Source organism: Oceanidesulfovibrio marinus (assembly GCF_013085545.1).
Taxonomy (GTDB): domain Bacteria; phylum Desulfobacterota; class Desulfovibrionia; order Desulfovibrionales; family Desulfovibrionaceae; genus Oceanidesulfovibrio; species Oceanidesulfovibrio marinus.
On sequence record NZ_CP039543.1, the window covers coordinates 2425324 to 2444332 of the forward strand.

Genomic DNA, 19009 nt, shown 5'->3' on the forward strand with positions numbered 1-19009 from the left:
TGTACATATTGGTAGCTATTTGAAATCGCATTACTTCAGCAAAGCGCAGGTTCCCCCATGCTCAGACGCTTCTCCATTCATCTCCGTATCCTGTTCGTCATCAGCCTGATGGTCATCTTTGTTCTTGGCGTCACTCTCGCCTTCCTTTCCAACTCGCGCACGATACGCGAGATAAGCTTGGAGGAGGTGAACGATCTGATGCTGAACGCGCAGAGGGATAAGCTTCAGATAGCCACACACACCGTTGCTGTAATGTTGGGCCAGGCGCTCAAAAACGTTCCTCCCGAGAGCCGCATCGATATCATCAAGGATCTCACGGCCGATATACGCTTCGAAGCCGACGAGTCCGGCTACTACTTCGTCTACAAGGGCACCACGGCCCTGTCCGTCCCGGCCAAGACCTCTGTGGAGGGCACGGACATCAGCGGCGCCAAGGACGTCAACGGCGTCTTCTACGTCAAGGGGCTGGCCGAGAAGGCACACCAGGGCGGCGGTTTCATCCAGTACATTTTTCAGAAGCCAGGCGCGGGCGAGCAGCCCAAGCTCGCCTACTCCGAGATGATTCCCGGCACAGACCTGTGGGTGGGCACCGGTGTGTACATCGACAACATCCAGGCGGCCCAGACCCAGGTGGCCAACCGCATCAACGAAGTCGTGTCCTCGAACGTGACGTGGATCGTCGCCGTGATCGCTGCGATCTTCGTACTTATCGTGCTGCCGCTGGCCCTGCTCATCTCCCGCAGCATCAGCAAGCCCCTGGGCGCGGCCACGGCGGCTGCCGGTGAGATAGCCGGCGGCAACTTCGACGTCACGCTGACCGCCACCGGCCATGACGAGGTGACCCGGCTGGAGCAGGCCCTGAGCACCATGGGCGCCACCCTGCGCACCAACATCACCGAGATCGAGGCCAAGTCGGCCGAGGCCGAGGAAAAAGCCCGCGCCGCCGAGGTCGCCAAGGCCGAGGCCGAGGAGGCGCGACTGCGAGCGGAGTCCGCCATGTCCGAAGGCATGCTCCAGGCGGCGCAGCGGCTGGACGAGGTCGTGCGCAACATCTCGGCCGCCAGCGAGGAGATCTCCGCCCACGCCGACGAGATCAACAGCGGAACCCAGCACCAACGCGAACGCATCGAGACCACGGCCATGGAAGAGATGAACGCTACCGTGCTGGAGGTGGCGCGCAACGCCTCCGACGCCGCGATGCAGGGCGAGACCGTAAAGTCCCAGGCCCAGGAGGGCGCCGACGTGGTGCGCGGCTCCATCCGCGCCATGGACGCCACCCGCACCCAGGCCGGAAGCCTGCAGGAGTCCATGAAGGCCCTGGAGGATCAGGCCGCGTCAATCGGCCAGATCATGAATGTCATCACCGACATAGCCGATCAGACAAACCTGCTGGCTCTGAACGCGGCCATCGAAGCGGCGCGCGCCGGCGAGGCCGGTCGGGGGTTCGCCGTGGTCGCGGACGAGGTGCGCAAGCTGGCCGAAAAGACCATGACCGCCACCAAGGAGGTGGGCGACTCCATAGCCGCCATCCAGCGCGTAGCGGACGAGAACGTTCAGGCCATGGACACGGCTGTGTCCGAGCTGGAAACGGCCACCGAGCACTCCCACCGCTCCGGCGAGGCGCTGGAGCAGATCGTGTCCGGCACCGAGCACAGCGCCGAGCAGATCCGATCCATTGCCACGGCCGCCGAGCAACAGTCCGCCGCATCCGACGAGATCAACCAGTCCATCGAGGAGATCAGCAACATCGCCGCGGAGACGGCGCGCGGTGTGGCCGAGACCACCGACGCCTTGTCGCAGCTAGCCTCCCAGGCCGCCGCACTGCAGAATCTCATCGAGGAGCTGAAAACGGATGCGGGAAGGTAGGACTTCAGATAATCCACACCATCTATTCCGAAAAAAACAAAGGCCGCCCTCCTCAACAGGAAGGCGGCCTTTTTGTATCTCTCGAAATTGCCGGTTACTGCTTTTCCATCATCTGGCAGACAGCCGCGCGAAACTTCTTGCCCGCCTCCATCACGCACAGCTCCATACGGCCGGCGTACATGGACCCGATGAAGTAGCTGTCCTCGTCGGACATGAGCAGCGAGTCGTCCCGGCGCACCACGCCCACGACATCCTCGCAGTTATTGGCGCTGCACCACTGCCCATAGAACCCGCCGCCGGAGTCCTGCTTCGTGACCTTCAGCGTCCAGGCGACGCCCTGCTTGGCGAAACGCGCATCTCCGGAGCCAAGACCGTGGCTGCCCTCGCCGCTGACGGCGCCGCCGATCTCGCCGGTCGACTTCCACTCGCCCACCAAATCGCCGCCTGCGGCAGCCGCGCCGGCCATGCTCACCACGAAGGCCGCCGCTATCAGAAACACCGTCAACCGTTTCATGCCGTACTCCTCGTGTCGTCGATTTGATTGATTTTGCAGGAACATAGCAAAGGCAGGTGCCCCTGGCGAGTGTTTTGGCCAATTGGAGCCGACGCCTCACAGGCGTATTCGCCGCGAGTCCCGGGCCGACCGCTGTGTCACATGCGGCGCGAGTTTTGATAGTACTGCATGGCCCTGGGCATGGCGCGCTCCAGCTCGGCGATGCGGTTCCGGTCCGAGGGATGGGTGGAGAGATACTCCGGCGGCTTGGCCTTGTCCTGCTGCATCATGGTCTGCCAGAAGCTGATGGCGGCGCGCGGGTCGTATCCGGCCTGGGCCATAATCATCAGCCCGATGTAGTCGGCCTCGTACTCCTGCTGCCGGCTGAAGGGCAGGATGTAGCCGTACTGCGCGCCCAGGCCGAAAGCGACGTTGGCGGCCTTGGTGGCCGTGGGCGACATGTCCCCCAGCGCGATCATGGCCGCCTCCTGCCCCACCTGGGCAAGCAGCGTATTGGAGAGGCGCTCGCCGCCGTGGCGCGCCAGCACGTGGCCTATCTCGTGGGCGATGACCGCGGCTACCTCGTCCGGGCTTTTGGCCACCCTGAGCAGCCCGGTGTAGACAAAGACCTTACCGCCGGGCAACGCAAAGGCGTTGATCGTCTCGGGGTCGTCCACCACATAGAACTGCCACTGGTAGCCCTGCTGGTCCGCGACCATGGCGATGCGCCGGCCGATGGCCTGCACCTCATTCACCTGCGCTCCGGAGCGCACCACCTTTTCTTCGTGAAGCACCTGCTCCGCGGCCTGGTTGCCCAGGGTGAGCTCCTGCTGCGGCGAGACGAGCATGAGCTGGTTGCGGCCCGTGTACGGAGCCACGGCGCAGCCCTGCGCGGCAAGCAGCGCGGCAAAAAGGAACGCGACCCAATATATGTGGATGATTCGGCGGTGCGGCATGTCGGACTCCTCAATAGGATGTGTCATGGTGGAACCCACACAGTACCACGACTGCGAAGAAATGTGCAGTGGGAGCGCCCCTGCTCGGCCCGTATGGGTCAGGAGACTTGCTCCCGCCGGCAGGACGGATAACGCTTGGCGGGCCCCACTATTGGCCTGGGGCGGGATGATTCGTGGCCATGAATGATTTGTTGAGCAGGCAGAACTTCTCCACAAGAATCGCCGCTTCCGGGAAGAGGCTGCCGAGCATGGATCTCGTCAGCAGCGAGGCGCTTTCGATGATGCGCATTCCCTCGTCCACGGACGCCGCCTTGGGCCAGTGGCCCAGCCGGAACCGGCGCACCAGGAACAACCGCGCCGGCCGCGGCAGATACTGGAAGAACGGAAACAGGCAATGCGGCTCCACAGGGAACCAGTAGCTCGGCGTCTGCACAAAGTAGTACTGCCCCACGCGCTGCGTCTCTTTGGCGAACGCGCACATGTCCGCCCACGTCCCCACGTGCTCTATGACCGAGTTGGAGTGGACGAGATCGAATGCATTGTCCTCGTACTCCAGGCGCCGGCCATCCTGTTGCGCATGCGAGAATATCGCGGGCTGGCGCACTGCATCCAGCGCATCCACATTCGCAAGGACAATCTGCACGCTTCCATTGAATTGTGTCAGGTCGATACAGTTCCAGAATTTCTCCGTGCCGCCCACATCAAGTATGCGCACCGAGCCTTTTTCTGAACGTATGGAATCGATCAACCGCTGCAGATGGACGGCGCGGCGGGCGCGGATACGCGATACAAAGCTGTTCGCGTCCTCATACCGGGCAAAGCGTTCGACAATCCCCATGGCGTCCCCCCTTTGGACAGCGCCGCCGTACGTTGCTGCGGATGATCAGTAGCCACACCTGTACAGGATGGGGCAACGGAAGGGAACAAGCACGGCCCGCAATATCCTGGTCGCCGGCGCGCCACAAAAAACTCCCGGAACCATGCCGATTCCGGGAGAATGCTGTTGTGGGAACTCAGAAAAGCGCAGCGCTACTGACCGCCGTGCTGCGCAAGGTACGACTGGATGCGCGTGGCCACGTTTTCCTTGAGGTTGTTGAACCAGAAGGCGTAATCGAACTTGTGGTAGACCCCGGCCGGGAACCTGCCCAGGTGCTCCAGGTCTATCTTCGGCGACTCGGGCTGCTTCATGTTGGTGATGACCAGCACGCCCTTTTCCGGGTCCACATGCGCGTCGGCAAAGTGGTCGATTTTTTCGATCAGCTCGCCCGTGGCGTCGTTGAAGAACACGGCGCCGGCGTGCTCCTCGCGGGTGGCAAGGGTGGAATCGTTTTTCCAGTTCACCGGGTTGATGGCGATGGCGCCTTCCAGCAGAACAGGCGAGCCTTTCGCATCGGGACCTTCGGTGTTGTAGGTGATGATGACGCCGGTGTCGTCTGCGCCCATGGCCCGCTTCATCCAGGGGTATTGCTCAAGATCGTGCGTGGTTACCGAGTACCCGATGAGGTATGCGGCCACGAGTCGCTTCTGCAGCGCGGGATCGTCGAACCGCTTCCGCATCAGGTTGATCAGGGTCATGGTGCCCTGGCTGTGGCCGGCAATGATGAACGGGCGGTCCTTGTTCAGGTGCTCCAGGTAGTAATCGAAGGCGGCTTCCACATCCCGCGCGCCGAGCTGGAACGACGGGTCGGCGAACATATCGGTGCCGCCGCGCGCCGTGAACTCGTCCTGCACGGCGCCGGACTGCTGGCGGTAGAATGGTGCGAACAGGTTGGCCGAACCGGAATAGACGCCAGCCTGGGCAACGGTCAGGCCTTTGGCAAATGCGCGGAGCTTCTTGTCCGCGACATCCATGTTGGTGGAGTCCTTGCCGCTGAATATGGTGGGATGTACATAGAATACGTCTACGGGCTTATCGATCTTTGAAGGCTGCGTGACCCAGTTGAAGGAGTCCGTATAATCCAGGGCACCGCTCTTCATATCCGCATCTTCCCCTTTGGCAAAAGCATATGCCGGCAGAAGTATAATTCCTACCAGCATCAATACGGCAACCCACCTGCATTCAGTAACTCGCATCATACCCCCTCAAGGCGTTTCGGCAAATTGCAACACCGTACTTATTCCAGGATAGCGACTTCCATTGCCGTGCAGTGCACACATCGATACGTTTTTTTCGTGTCCCATTCCTGGCAATACACGTTCTTCAACATTTTGCGTTGCAGATGTTGCAAGGCAGGCACTGCGTCCATACGCACAGAGCTCATCGACACGAAATGAGTGTTAGTCGGCATCACTGGCCGGGTCAAGGTGTTCGCAATGCATCCCGGGGCGTTGCACGCGCTCGCAACCGTGTGCCAGGGGAATTGCTCCACGCAACCGTGCTGCGCTTGCCTGTTGCTGGTTGATTCCGGACTCTGAGATAAACAAAGTGTAACAATTGTCACTTTTTTACCCGCGCCGTACCTCCCCACTAGGTTCAGTTACTTTTTCAATGCGTTACACATCGCACGCGGAAAGGTTGAGAAAGCGGCCTGGCTTCGAGTCTGGGCTGATTCTACCCACTCTTTTCCTGTCACTCTGCTAAAATATCAGGATAAACAGCTCTACCAACATCCTTTCCTAAAACTGGGAGTCAGTTTTTGACAAATCCTCGCTGGTTATTACAAGACTGACCAGTCAGTTTTAGTCAGTTTTGTACTGGTCCGACTCTCCCCACAAGCCGTTCACAAAAACAATCGCCTGTCGTTCAACGCACCGAAGGCCGACAATGACTACATTTAGCAAGGACAAGAAAACCCGCATCCTCAACGCCGCCGCCGCGCAGTTTGCCGAGCGCCCGTTCCACAAGGTCCTCCTGGACGACGTGGCCCGCGCAGCCGGCGTGGGCAAGGGAACGCTTTATCTCTACTTCGAGAGCAAGGACGAGCTCTTTCTCTCCGTCCTGTTCCAGGACTTCGCCGCCCTGGTCGAGCGCCTGGAGGAGAACATTAGAGCCAACGAGGACGATCCGGCCGCGCAGATGTCCGGTCTCATCCACGAGCTCACCCAGCATCTCTACAGCAAGACTGTTTTTTTCGAGCTCTCGCGCGGCGCCATCGTCAACTGCCCCAACAGCGACGAATGGGCCAACAAACGCGCTGAGATGCGCACGCTCATCATGAGCGTCATCAACAACGGCATTGAGAAAGGCGTTTTCAGCGATCCCGATCCCGCGCTCACGGCGAGCTACATCGCGGGGCTCATCCGCTCCGCATGCTTGAACAGGCCCACGGGCACGGCAATGGAGAGCATCTTCGAGCACGCAAGGGATTTTGTTCTGAAGGCATTGCGCGCGGCCTGATCCAGCCCGCCCCGGCTGGCCACGCGGCCCTATCGCAACTTTTTCGCACTCTGGATCTTCGCTCCTCCCGCCGATTTCGACGCTTGCCGTAGCGAGACCGCAGATCAACACGAATTTTCCAAATCGAGGCATACATGAGCGAGACGCAAACAACACCGCCGGAAGTGACAGAAGAGCGGAGACGCCCTGCCCGGAAGCGCATCCTTCTGCTGTCCATCATCGCGGCGGCCGCGGTCTTGATCGGCGCCGTGGGAGTGCCCTTCTACCTCCACGCCATTTCGCACGAATCCACGGACGACGCCTTTCTGGAGGCGCACATCACGAACATCAGCCCCCGGGTGCCCGGCCATATCTCGGCCGTGCATGTGGAGGACAACCAGCAGGTAAAAGAGGGCGACGTGCTGGCCGAGCTCGACTCCCGTGACTACGAGGTTGCGCTGGATGTTGCCCAGGCCAAGCTGGAGTCGGCCAAGGCGGCCGTTTCCGAGGTAAAGGCCGTGGCCTCCGCCGCGAGAAACATTCTGCAGGAAAAAAAAGCCAACTTCGAGTCCGAGCTGGCCGGACTGGAGCAGGTCCGGGCCGAGGTGGCGGAGATGAAGGCCGGGCACGAGCGCGACAGCAACGACCTGGACCGCATGCGCCAGATTGTCCAGGCAGGCGCGGTGAGCCGGCAGGAGTATGACCACGCCAGGGCCCAGGAAGCCATGGCCCGTGCCAAGCTGAACTCCTCCGAGCAGCTTGTGCAGACTCAGGCCGCCAAGATCGCCGAGGCCAAGGCCGCCGTGTTCACCGCTGAAGACGAGCTGCACCAGGCCCAGGCCCAGATGAACGCCCGCGCCGCCCAGCTGCAGGAGGCCGAGGCGCAGGTGGAGCAGGCCAAGCTGGACCTCTCCTATACCCGCATCGTTGCGCCGTGCAGCGGCTACATCACCAAAAAGTCCGTGGAACAGGGCGCGTACATCCAGGCCGGGCAGAACCTCTTCTCCATCGTCAGCCCGGAGCTGTGGGTGGTGGCCAACTACAAGGAAACGCAGATCACCCACATCCGGCCCGGACAGCAGGTCGAGATCAGCGTGGACACCTACCCGGACGTGACCTTCACCGGCCATGTGGACAGCATCCAGCGCGGCACCGGCTCTCGCTTCAGCCTGCTGCCGCCCGAAAACGCAGCAGGCAACTTCATCAAGGTTGTCCAGCGCATCCCGGTGAAGATCGTCTTTGACGATAACAAGACGTTGCAGCAGTACGTGCTCGCCCCCGGAATGTCCGTCATCCCCAGCGTGGACATCTCCAGACAGCCCGGCGCCGTGGCCGGGAACACGGGCAACTCCTCCGTGGTGTCCCTGAGGCCGTAACCATGAACGCATATCGGGACCCCGAGTCCTTATCACCCGGTGAGCGCTGGACCATCGCCGTCACTGTCATGTTCGGCGCGTTCATGGCGGTTATGGACACCAGCGTGGTCAACGTGTCCATGGCCCACATGATGGGCAGCTTCGGTGCGGACCTCTCCTCCATCACCTGGGTCGCCACCAGCTACAGCATCGCCGAGATCATCATGGTGACCATGTCAGGCTGGTGGAGCTCGCTCATCGGGCGCAAGACGCTCTACCTTGCGTCCTTCGCCATCTTCACCATCGGCTCCATCCTCTGCGGCACGGCCACCACCTTCGAGCAGATGATCTGCTACCGCATTCTCCAGGGCATAGGCGGCGGCGCGCTCATTCCCGTATCCCAGGCCATCCTGCGCGAGACCTTCCCCCCGCAGCAGCAGGGCATGGCCATGGCCATCTATGGTATGGGCGTGGTGCTGGCCCCGGCCCTGGGCCCCACCCTCGGGGGCTGGCTCACCGACGTGTACGGCTGGCCGTGGGTCTTCTTCATCAACGTACCTGTCTGCATCCTGGCCATGATGCTCACCAGCCGCTTCGTGCACGACCCGCCGTACCTCCGCCGTGGCGTGCAGTCCATCGACTGGCTCGGCATCATCTTCCTCACTGTCTGCCTGACCGGCATGCAGATCATACTGGAGCGCGGTCAGGAGGAGAACTGGTTCGAGTCCAACCAGATCATCGTCGGCACGATCATCACGGTTGCTTCCTTTGTGGGCCTCATCGTCTGGGAGCTGCGACACCCCGCGCCGGTGGTGAACCTGCGCGTGCTGAAGGACAGGAACCTGACCCTCGGCTCAACCATGGGTCTGATCTTCGGCATCTCGCTCTTCGGGACCACGTTCATCCTGCCGCAGTTCACGCAGCAACTTCTGGGCTACCCGGCCTTCGAGTCGGGCATGGCCCTGGCGCCGCGCGCCATCACGCTGCTTTTGATGATGCCCATTGCCGGATGGCTGTACCAGCGCATCGGGGCCAAGCCCCTGGTCCTGGGGGGCATCTTCTTCATTGTCTGGTCCTACTACGACCTGATGCAGCTCAACCTGAACGCCGGGATCGCCGACCTGATCCTTCCCCTGCTGATCATGGGCGTGGGCATGCCCTTCATGTTCGTGCCTCTGAGCACGGTATCGCTCAGCAGCATTTCCAGAAGCGACGTCACCGATGCGTCGAGCATCTACACGCTCTCGCGACGGGTGGGCGGCAACATAGGCTACGCCCTGGTCGCCACGCTGCTGGACTCGCGGATTCAGGTCCACCGGGTCTACATGGGCGAGCACATCAACTCGTTCAACGCGGCTACGGAAGCCTTCCGCAACACGCTGATCAACGCCTTGCGCTCCCTGGGCATCGACCCACTCGACGCCTCGCACCTGTCCATCGGCATGCTGGAGAACATCCTGCGCCGGCAGACGACCATGCTCGCCTACAACGACATTTCCTTTATCTGCGGGGCCATGTTCCTCGTGCTCATCCCGCTGGTCTTCTTCCTCCCCAGCAGAAAAAAAATTCTGGCCATCGCTGCCAGGAAGTAAGCCGCCGGTTTACTCACGATGCGGAGAATTCCGCCAATGATGATAGGGTCATGCCACTTGGTGTGACCCTTTTTTGATCTGTGGAGGGATGTGCAGCGCGGGGCTCAAGGCCCACCGGCGCCTGCCCGCGCGGACAGGAGAACCCTGGCGGCTGAAGAACCGGACCAGGAAACTCGTATCTACCGCGCCTTCAGCCGGGCGTCATTGTTGAAGGTATCATCGACAAGCTGGATTATGAGCAATCTGAGAGCAACCTGCTTCGGGTCCAAGTAGTAATGCTGCTTGTACAACCCCGATCGCTTGATCAAAGATTTCACAGAGGGCGGCAGCAGGCTGCCGATACTCTTTTTATTGGTAGAGTCGTTCGATGTCCCGGAAGACGACTGCCGCAGATGTTGTATGATTGCATCGATCCCTGCTGGCGTGAAAAACTTCGTGTCCTTGAGCAGCGCAATGTTCGACGCTACGAGGTCGATAAATTCCGTATCGGAGAATAATCCGGAAAACTGGATGTTTGCCGGACGCTTTGCAATCGGTATCTCGGAGAATCTTGCGTTGACGATCTGTTTGAAAAGACGCTTCGACGTTCTCTGTTTGTCCGGCAGGCTTCGGACGACGTTTTGTACACCTTTGGAATAGAACGGCGTGTACACGGTCACGTACTTCTGTTTTATGTAATTCAGCGCGGCATAGAAGCTCGGGACCATGTAGTCCTGATACAGCCTGTCTCGCCATTGCGGAAGAGATTCGCCTTTGCGCCGTGCGCATCCCTCTGGTGCTGATCCACGATATGAGCTCAGCTCATCAACCAGCTCCGCGTTGTCATACAGATCACCGGACAACATCGCACATGAGTTGAGGACATCGCGCATTGTTGCAACAGGGGACCATCCAAAAAACTGATCGCCCCGTATGATACCGGTCTTACCCGAGTCCCGCAGGTTCTTCCAAAGCGCAAAGCCGTCCATGTATGCGTTCAGGTTCTCGATTCGCCCTTCTCCCATCCGTATAAAACGGATGACCCGCTTTTCCAGGCTCTCATCGGTGGTAAATGTTTCGCAGTAACTATGCGACAGATTGAAGTGGTTTGCCAATCTTCGTGCAATAACCGCATCATTGTCAGGGTCCTGCAGGCTTTCTGCACGCCCCCATGTTACGGCCTGCGGTCTTCTGCCGCGGTCCAGAAGCGATAGCAGGAGAAACCGACTGTCGTAGCCGCCGGAGAGAGGAAGTACGGCCCTGTCATAATCTGTGTCAAAGTTGTCGAGGGCATCCGAGATGGCGCCTCTCAATGCATCCATCTGTTTGGCTTTGGGAATGATATCCTGATAGTACTGTTTTTCTGCACGGGAAGAGATGCGCGAGGTCCACGTTTCCGTGTTGAATACAAAGCTGCTGTTCTTTTCGAGAGGTTTAATTTCAGAATCCCAGGATTGCCCCTGAATGATTATTCCCGAGTTCAAGAAAGAATAGACAGAATTCCTATTCTGAATATACGACCCCTTTGCCATGATAATGGCTCGCTGGGATGTTGATGCAAAGAATTTATTATCATCCCAATAGTACCACAATGTTTTCGATGCTACGCAGTCAGTCTCCAGCTCTACTGACCCGCCATCCACTTTTGCATATGCAAAACCACCGTCGAAAGAAGAGTCATTGCCGAATTTATGTCCCAATGTTGCTTCATTTTCTTTATCCGATGCTCCGTTCAGATCGATCTTTACGAGATAGGCCATCCCGTCACGGTATAGTGTATGGTTTGTTGCGATATTATCCGGCCCAATCTTCCGGGCTACCTCAGCGAGAAGTGGCTCCACATTTTCAGCCTGATTCTTATAGGCGCAAATAAGTATATCCGGCATGTGCTTCTCACTTGGTATTGGTTTTTCCAACGGCGGTAATGCCCGATCGACAAGCTGTCGATCCCACCTTCCAGACCAGAACAAAACAACTGTTGTTGTGCGGTCTGTTTCGACTCGCTGTATGCATCCTGCGTCGTGTTGTATTCACCCTCATTCGATGGAATGAACCCGGCCGCCCATACCAGCGGATGCAACGAACACTCCATCACTTGAACCTCTTTGAGTTTCACCATATTACACCTTATGGACACCGTGTTTCCCACATTGCCCACGCGCTTCAGACTGCATTTATTTGTAAGTTTGGTTAGACCCTGACTAGTTCTATTTGACACGATGCGGGGGAGCCGGCCCGGAGTGGGCTCCAGCGCGAATCCATGGGATAGCAAATCTGGACGGGTACGCAGAGGCCCTCCCCTTGTACGGTCCGCATGGATCGATTCGGTCCGCCCGCAGCAGGGCCGTGCCGCCCAAACGAAAAAGGGCTGCGCCCCTCGGTGCAACCCTTTGATTCTCTGGACTCTAAGGCCCCACGGCTCGAAATTTCAGCTGAGTTCTGAAGCTGGATAACCAGGCACAGCGTCCTGCCGGATTACGCCTGGCCGGATCGCGCCCGGGCGCCCTACCCGCTACGCCTTTCTGTTGCAAACAGCAGCAACGTGAGCGCGCTGATGCCGCATCCGGCCCAGGTCACGCCGGCCCAACCGTAGTGGTGATAGAAAATGGTGCCCAGCACGGAGCCCAACGCGCCCCCGGCAAAGAACATCGTCATGTAGATGGCGTTGGCCCGGCCGCGAATTTCCGCCGGGACCGAGAAGATGATGCGCTGGCTGACGATCTGGTTGGTCTGCACGGCGGCGTCGAGCAATACGGTCAGCAGGACCATGACCAGCATGATCCTGGCCGCGCCGGCCCAGCCCATACCGAGGAAGGCCAGCCCGAGCAGCAGCAGGGACCAGAACGTGGCGGAACGGCTGTAGCCCTTGTCGGCCAGCCGGCCAGCCATGGGCGCTGCCAGCGCCCCACCGGCGCCTGCCAGGGCGAACAGGCCGATGCCGTATTCGCCCATGCCGAACTGCTCGCCCAGCAGGATCGGCACCGTTGTCCAGAAAATGTTGAAGGCGCAGAACAGCAACCCCTGGTAGACCGAACGCCGCCGCAGAGACGCATTGTCCCGCACCAGCCGGAGCATGGTCAGCAGAATCCTGCCATAGCTCACGCCGCCCTGGGGCATGTACCGCGGCATGGCCCGGGTGAGCACCAGCCCGACCACCAGCATCAGACCGCCCGATCCCCAGAAGACCGCCCTCCAGCCAAAGGCTCCTGCCACGAACAGGGAAGCAGGCCGGGCGAGCATGACGCCCGAGAGCAGGCCGGCCATCACGTTGCCCACAACGCGGCCCCGCCGCTCCATGGGCGCAAGCTGGACAATGTATGGCAGCAGCACCTGGGCCCCGGTGGAGGAGATGCCTACCAGAAACGAAGCGGCGAAAAACAACGGAGCCGAGGTCGCCGTGGCGGCCACGAACAGCCCAGCGACGGCCCCGCCCAGAGTGATGAAGACCAGCGCCCTGTTCTCCACAAGGTCGGCCAGGGAGACGAGCAGAAACAGCCCGAGGCCGTATCCCACCTGGGTCACGCTGACCACCAGGCCTGCCATGTCCGGCGTGATGCCCAGCGCCGGGGCGATGGAGGAGATGATAGGCTGGGCTATGTAGAGGTTTGCCACCAGCGATCCGATGGCGATGGCGAAGACAACGACAAGTGCGGCGGATGGCCCTTTGTCCGCGGGCGCAGCCTCCGTGCCCTGTTCCTGGCTCGGCCCTGCTGTATCGATCTGTTCTTGTTGGTCGGTCATTGTTGCCTGATGTGAGATGATGCGGCCTCTCGGCGCGGATGTGACGAAGAGTGCCACGGTCTTGTGCTGCCGAACGCCGCCTGAGGCGATACCGCGGTATTCAATATCAACTGAACGAAACGTACCGTATACTATCTACCGGCTGTAAAGGGAATCTTGCGAGTGCGCTTCCCCACTCATGTGGATGCGGGGGAAAGCATGGCTGGGACGGATGGTGTCTGGGTAGCGTCGGATCAGAGGGACCATTTCCCTTCGGCAAGGCGGACCGCAGAACGCGTCCCTCCCCAACCGAATCTCAGCCATCAAAAGAAAAAAGCGGCTGAGATGTTCTCCCAACCGCCTGGTTTTCTCAACAGCCGAGCCCCCAGGGACCAACAGATCCGGGGCGGCGGCCACGCTGGTTGTCGACTGGACTGCGTTTTCGCGCCCGGCTCGAAACGCCGCTAGGCGATATCCGCCAGGATCAGCTTGGCCCAATCGCCGACTTCGCCGTCGTCAGGATCGCCATCGATCTTCAGCGGCGCGCCCACGATTTTGGCGCCGAGCTCGCTGGATTTCTCTTCAATAGCGTCCACTGCGCCGCAAAAGTGCGTGTAGCTGGAATCTCCACAGCCATAGACCGCGACCTTCTTCCCGCTCAGCCCGGCCTTGTCCAAATCTTCGTACAGGGGGATGAAGTCTTCCTGCAGCTCAACCTCGTCGTCGCCCCAGGTCGAACATCCGAACAAGACCGCGTCATACCCCTCGGCCAGCCCTTGTGCTGAAACATCGGCGGCGTTCTTGAGAGTCACGTCCACGCCGCCATCCTTCAGAACTTTCTCTACAGTTTCCGAAACGTTTTCCGTGTTGCCGGTGGTTGATCCAAAGACGATAAGCGCTTTGCTCATGATACTCCTCACAGTCTGACGGCCTGCGCCCGGCAAGCCGTATATAGGTTACACAAGTCCGCCTTGCCGGGGCAGGAATGCAGCCACGTTCCGGCGGATCGTACACATGTCGCCTGTCCTCATTTGTTTGGGTCGCAACAGCTTTTTGAAATCATTCGCGGCAATTGCAATGTGCTGCGGGCTCCGACCTCGCGAGTCCGGCTCGGCAAGCCCACCTCGGGGACTCCTCCATGCCTTCTTTCTCATCCAACTAGGCAACAGCGCCGTCATGCTTGCACACCACGCGCCCATCAACGATGAGCAACCGCCTAGCCTCCAGCTTGGCCCGAACCACCAGGGCGGTGGCCGCCTCATAAGTCGCCTGGAGCTCAGTCTTCTGGCAGAGCGGCAAGAGATGGTGCTGCTCCACCATGGCCTCGACTTCATTCAACCAGGCTTCAGCTCGTTTGGGTGTCATTCCAGGACCTCCGTCGCAATCACTGGTTACCGGACAATGTCACACCGTTTCTGACGCGCACCAGGCGAAGGAACAACCGCACCAACCATCTAACCACAGCCAACCATTGATGCGCGTGGGAACCCTCTGGTGATCAAAGACTGAACAAAATGGATCGTTATTGATTATGATAATCAATTTCATTCTTGAGGCTTTTATGCTCCCCGCTTCTGGCTGTCAAGGAGAATCGCGGCTTACCCGGGGAGTGGGAGCTGGCCGAGGCCCGTGAGGGACAATCTGCTGGAACCGGCAATGGCCTGGCTGCGCAGAAAATGAAAAAGGGCCACACCTTTCGGTGCAACCCTTGATTCTCGTAGCGGCGGAGCCGACACGCCCGACAAGTCCACGGTCTTTTCGACTGCCCAGAAGCTGCCTCAGCAATAGTAATTTTGCTTTGTGGCAAGAAAGGCGCGCTTCGGGCGGAGGAAGTATATCCAATAATATGCGATCACCGCACGAAAGAAGTCTGACGCAGCCGCAGAGCAAAAGGGCATTGGTGAGACAGCTTTCAAGACTGTTTCTTCACCTTGCCCAGCTTCCGAAAAATAGTGCTGCGATCCATCTTCAGCGCCTTGGCCGCCCGGTCTACCGTGCCATGCTCGCGTATGGCTTTGGTGAGCAGCGCGTACTCGAAGTTGGCAACCATCTCCTTGTAGTTTCCCTTAATAGGGACATCGACGTCGCCGATGTCTGCGGGGGCGTTGGCCTTCATGTGGTCCGGAATTTCACGCATGGATATGGTGTGATACTTGCTCGTGATAATTGCGTTTTCGATGAAGTTCTTGAGCTCCCGGACATTGCCCGGCCATGCATATAGTTGCAGTTGGTCCAGCACATCCTCGGACAGGGCAATCTGCTTGCCGTACTGTTTGTTGTAGTACCCGATGTAATGGTCCAGCAGCAGGACGATGTCCGTGGGCCGTTTGCGCAAGGGAGGAACCGTTATGCTGGCGACATTGAGGCGGTAGAAGAGGTCCTCTCGGAACCTTCCCTGCCGAACCTCTTCTTCCAGATCCTTGTTGGTGGCGGCGATGATGCGCACGTCCACCTTGATCGGGTCGTTGGCTCCCACCCGGACGATCTCCTTGTCCTGCAGGACCCACAGCAGCCGGCTTTGCAGATTGAGCGGCAGCTCGCCGATCTCGTCGAGGAAAATGGTCCCGCCATTGGCCGCCTCGAAGTAGCCCATCTTTCCGCGGGGGTCGGCTCCGGAAAAAGAGCCCGGCGCATAACCGAAGAGCTCGGACTCCACGAGTTGGTCGGCTATGCCGCCGCAGTTCACCTTGAGGAAAATGGCCTCGTGCCGGGGGCTGTACTTGTGCGCTGCACGGGCAAAGACGTCCTTGCCCACGCCGGTCTCGCCGAGCAGCAAAAAGTTCGCACCGCTCTTGCTGATGCGCCGCAATAGCTCAATGGCCTCCTTGGAGCGGGCATCGCCCACAATAGGCTGCGTTTCCGGAGTCAGAGCCCCCTGGATGGTGGCGATATGCTGGGTGACGCTGCTGATGAGCTCTTCCTGGTCCTGTATCAGCGTGTTGAGCTTGTTGATGTGCGTTGCGTCGCGGTTGAAGGCGATGACCAGCTCCACATCGCCGTTCTTGTCCAGAATGGGCTTGGCATTGATGACGACGTGGTTGCCGTTTTTGAGCTGCACGGCCGCCTGCACCCGTTTCTTGGTGCGCACCACCTCGGGATTGAGCACGACGCTGAACAGCCCCTCGCGCTGCAAGTCGTAAAGATTCTTGTGCATGACCTCGCTGCGCGTAAGGCCGGTCACTTCCTCGTACACATCGTTGACCCAGACAGTATTTCCAAACTTGTCGGAGATATAGATGCCGTCATCGATGTGATTCAGGATGACCTCGAGGTTCTCGGACAGGACGGCGAAATAATCCATTTTCTGTCGTTGGTGCATTTTTCCGGTATCCCGAATGGTTCGCAACGCAGCCGGGTCCGTCGCAAACATACGACAGTCGCCATTCTGCGTCGCCGTGTAAATGATTGTATTTATTTCGCCAGAGCCTTTTTAGTCGCATTTATGCGACATAATAGCGCTTCGACATAAATCCGTCAAAAACACAATTTCTCGGTTTGTTCTTTATAACATATTAAAATAATTACATATATCTACAAAGCAGCACATGCGTCCGCTTTGGCAGGGCGGTTGCACATATGGGGCCGGGAGGCTGAGAGATTTCGTGCGGAAAGATCAATATTAAATGAGAGAGGAGTGAGTATGAAACGGCTGATCCAGATTTTCGCCCTCGTCGTCGCCTTGATCGTTGTTGCCAGCCCCATTGCAATGGCAAAAGACTCAATCCGCACCAGTGGCCAGCCCTGTCTGCACGGTCTGCCCATTTGGATGGCCCTTGATGAAGGATGGGATACTCCTGTTGACTTCACCTTCACCCTGTTCCCCTCCGGCGCTCCCCAGGTGGAGGCCATGGCCGCCGGCGAATGGGACTGCGGCGCCATGGGCACCGTCCCCACCCTCATGGCGAGCCTGCGATACGGCGCCAAGCTCATCGCCGTTTCCAACGAGGAAGGCGAGACCAACGACCTGTGGGTGCGGCCCGACTCTCCACTGCTGAAGACCAAAGGCGCGAACCCCAAGTATCCGGACATCTACGGCACCAAGGAAGATTGGAAAGGCAAGAAGATACTCGCCACCACCGTGTCCACCGGCCACTTCGCCCTGAGCGCCACGCTCAAGGCCCTCGGCCTCTCTGACGAAGACGTCGACATCGTTCATATCGAGCAGGGCCAGGCCATCACGGCATTCTCCTCCGGCGAGGGCGACATCGTGCAGCTCTGGGCTCCCTTCAGCTACATCGCCGAGTCCAAGGGCTGGAAAAAGGTTTCCTCGGGCAAGCGCGCCGGCATCAAGATCCCCGGCGGCGTCGTTGTGCGCAAGGAGTTTGCCGAAGAGCATCCCGACCTGGTCGTCGCTTGGCTCGACACCTACATGGCGGGCCTCGACAAGATGCGCACCGAAAAAGCGGCCGCAGAGAAGGAGCTGGACAAGTACTTCACCGATTACTGCGGTCTGAAGCTGCCTGCCGACGCCCTCAAGAACGAGTTCAACCTGCGCCCCATCTACACCGTGGACGAACAGATCGACATCCTGGAGTCCCCGGACAAGCTCCCTGCGTGGATGAAAGCCATCTCCCAGTTTTTTGTGGACCAGGACCGCATCGATAAGTCTGAACAGGAAGAGTACCTGGAAGCCAACTGCTACATCGACTCCAGCTTTATGCGCGAGGTCGCCAAGCTCAGGGCTGCGCGCAAGTAATGGAAGGGGCCTCCGGCGTCGCACCCGGAGGCCCTGCTCTTTATTGCAAATCGATACGCATCATCTGCTCGTTGCGATCCAGGTCACACCCTTGCCGTTGAAATCGGCGCCGTGTGATCCGTGCAAAGACGTCTGTGGCATCAGAAAAATCACAGCGCGACAGGAGCGGTGCGCCCTGCGCCCGCCGACTGCCTGGACCAGGATCGCCTTACCCGGAGATCGATATGAAGAATCCGTCAACAAAAGTATCCGCCTGGTGGAAGGAGTACTGGATCTCGGTGCTCAGCCTGTTCGTCTTCCTCCTCGTGTGGGAGCTGGTATGCCGAACAGGCCTGATGAGCCGGCACCAGCTGGTTCCGCCCAGCAAAGTTTTCATCGTGTTCATCAAGAAGTGGTACACAAAGTCCCCGGATGGGGCCCTCTTGTTCGACCACATCAAGACCAGTTTGACCCTCGCTTTAACGGGCTTTGGCGCCGCCGTGCTCATCGGCACGCCTCTCGGGCTGGTCATGGGCTGGTGGAAGTCGGTCAACCTGCTCGTCCGGCCCATATTCGACGCCATCCGCCCCATCCCGCCCATTGCCTGGATTCCCATCGCCATCCTCTGGCTGGGCATCGACATAGAGGCCAAGGCCTTCATCATCTGGCTGGCCGCATTCGTCCCCTGCGTCATCAACTCCTATACCGGCATCCGGCTGACCAACCCGGTGCTCATCCGGGTCGCGCAGATATACGGCGCATCCAATGTGGAGACGTTCTGGAAAATAGGGGTGCCCTCGGCCATTCCCATGGTTTTTACCGGCATCAAGCTTTCCCTGAACGCCGCCTGGACGACCCTTGTTGCTGCGGAGCTGCTCGCTGCGAGCCAGGGGCTTGGCTACATGATCCAGATGGGCCGCCGCCTTGCCAGGCCGGACATCATCATTGTCGGCATGCTGACCATCGGCCTGACAGGAGCGCTCATGTCGTATCTGCTCTCCAAGGCCGAACAGCGCTTCGCCTCGTCGAGAAGCCTGTCAGACTAGGAACGAGGAAA

Annotated in this window: 15 protein-coding genes; 6 read left to right on the forward strand and 9 right to left on the reverse strand. The window is 59.4% G+C overall.

The annotated features are described in order from the left end of the window. Positions 1 to 57 precede the first annotated feature (57 nt). The gene (locus E8L03_RS10780; protein WP_171267348.1) at positions 58 to 1866 is read left to right on the forward strand and encodes a methyl-accepting chemotaxis protein; all 1809 of its coding nucleotides are present in this window, start codon (positions 58 to 60) and stop codon (positions 1864 to 1866) included. A 94-nt stretch (positions 1867 to 1960) separates the two neighbouring features. On the opposite strand, the gene E8L03_RS10785 is transcribed toward E8L03_RS10780, so the two are convergent. The 4 genes from E8L03_RS10785 to E8L03_RS10800 form a co-directional block, all read right to left on the reverse strand. Further along, positions 1961 to 2380 (reverse strand): hypothetical protein, encoded by a 420-nt coding sequence (locus tag E8L03_RS10785; RefSeq protein ID WP_171267349.1) that lies wholly within the window; start codon positions 2378 to 2380, stop codon positions 1961 to 1963. Between the two features lie 137 nt (positions 2381 to 2517). Further along, a complete protein-coding gene (locus E8L03_RS10790) occupies positions 2518 to 3315 on the reverse strand; it encodes a M48 family metallopeptidase (RefSeq protein ID WP_171267350.1) in 798 nt (265 codons plus the stop codon). Between the two features lie 148 nt (positions 3316 to 3463). Then, positions 3464 to 4153 (reverse strand): methyltransferase domain-containing protein, encoded by a 690-nt coding sequence (locus tag E8L03_RS10795; RefSeq protein WP_144305281.1) that lies wholly within the window; start codon positions 4151 to 4153, stop codon positions 3464 to 3466. A gap of 191 nt (positions 4154 to 4344) precedes the next feature. Next, the gene (locus tag E8L03_RS10800; protein WP_171267351.1) at positions 4345 to 5292 is read right to left on the reverse strand and encodes a DUF3089 domain-containing protein; all 948 of its coding nucleotides are present in this window, start codon (positions 5290 to 5292) and stop codon (positions 4345 to 4347) included. A gap of 787 nt (positions 5293 to 6079) precedes the next feature. Here E8L03_RS10800 and E8L03_RS10805 point away from each other — a divergent pair. The 3 genes from E8L03_RS10805 (at position 6080) to E8L03_RS10815 (ending at position 9578) form a co-directional block, all read left to right on the forward strand. Beyond that, a complete protein-coding gene (locus tag E8L03_RS10805; RefSeq protein ID WP_144305283.1) occupies positions 6080 to 6652 on the forward strand; it encodes a TetR/AcrR family transcriptional regulator in 573 nt (190 codons plus the stop codon). A gap of 134 nt (positions 6653 to 6786) precedes the next feature. After that, positions 6787 to 8007 carry an HlyD family secretion protein gene (locus E8L03_RS10810; RefSeq protein ID WP_171267352.1) on the forward strand — a complete coding sequence of 407 codons (1221 nt, stop codon included), beginning with the start codon at positions 6787 to 6789 and terminating at the stop codon, positions 8005 to 8007. A gap of 2 nt (positions 8008 to 8009) precedes the next feature. Then, positions 8010 to 9578, forward strand: coding sequence for a DHA2 family efflux MFS transporter permease subunit (locus tag E8L03_RS10815; RefSeq protein ID WP_144305285.1), 1569 nt, complete (start codon positions 8010 to 8012; stop codon positions 9576 to 9578). Between the two features lie 179 nt (positions 9579 to 9757). On the opposite strand, the gene E8L03_RS10820 is transcribed toward E8L03_RS10815, so the two are convergent. The 5 genes from E8L03_RS10820 to E8L03_RS10840 all read right to left on the reverse strand — a co-directional run bounded on the left by E8L03_RS10820 (position 9758) and on the right by E8L03_RS10840 (position 16578). Then, entirely contained in the window at positions 9758 to 11443 is a 1686-nt protein-coding gene (locus E8L03_RS10820) for a hypothetical protein (protein ID WP_171267353.1), read from the reverse strand. A gap of 619 nt (positions 11444 to 12062) precedes the next feature. Next, entirely contained in the window at positions 12063 to 13298 is a 1236-nt protein-coding gene (locus E8L03_RS10825) for an MFS transporter (protein ID WP_144305287.1), read from the reverse strand. 443 nt (positions 13299 to 13741) lie between these two features. After that, complete coding sequence (locus E8L03_RS10830) at positions 13742 to 14185, reverse strand: flavodoxin (RefSeq protein ID WP_144305288.1); 444 nt, start codon at positions 14183 to 14185, stop codon at positions 13742 to 13744. Positions 14186 to 14435: 250 nt separating this feature from the next. Continuing rightward, on the reverse strand, positions 14436 to 14642 hold the full coding sequence (locus E8L03_RS10835; protein ID WP_144305289.1) for a hypothetical protein: 207 nt from the start codon (positions 14640 to 14642) through the stop codon (positions 14436 to 14438). 547 nt (positions 14643 to 15189) lie between these two features. Continuing rightward, positions 15190 to 16578: a sigma-54 interaction domain-containing protein gene (locus E8L03_RS10840; RefSeq protein ID WP_167512440.1), complete on the reverse strand. Its 1389-nt coding sequence runs from the start codon at positions 16576 to 16578 to the stop codon at positions 15190 to 15192. A gap of 339 nt (positions 16579 to 16917) precedes the next feature. Here E8L03_RS10840 and E8L03_RS10845 point away from each other — a divergent pair, with 339 nt between their 5' ends. Together E8L03_RS10845 and E8L03_RS10850 are read left to right on the forward strand one after the other, a co-directional pair. Further along, positions 16918 to 17973 (forward strand): ABC transporter substrate-binding protein, encoded by a 1056-nt coding sequence (locus E8L03_RS10845; protein WP_144305291.1) that lies wholly within the window; start codon positions 16918 to 16920, stop codon positions 17971 to 17973. A gap of 224 nt (positions 17974 to 18197) precedes the next feature. Continuing rightward, positions 18198 to 18998, forward strand: coding sequence for an ABC transporter permease (locus tag E8L03_RS10850; RefSeq protein ID WP_144305292.1), 801 nt, complete (start codon positions 18198 to 18200; stop codon positions 18996 to 18998). The last annotated feature ends 11 nt before the right edge of the window (positions 18999 to 19009 follow it).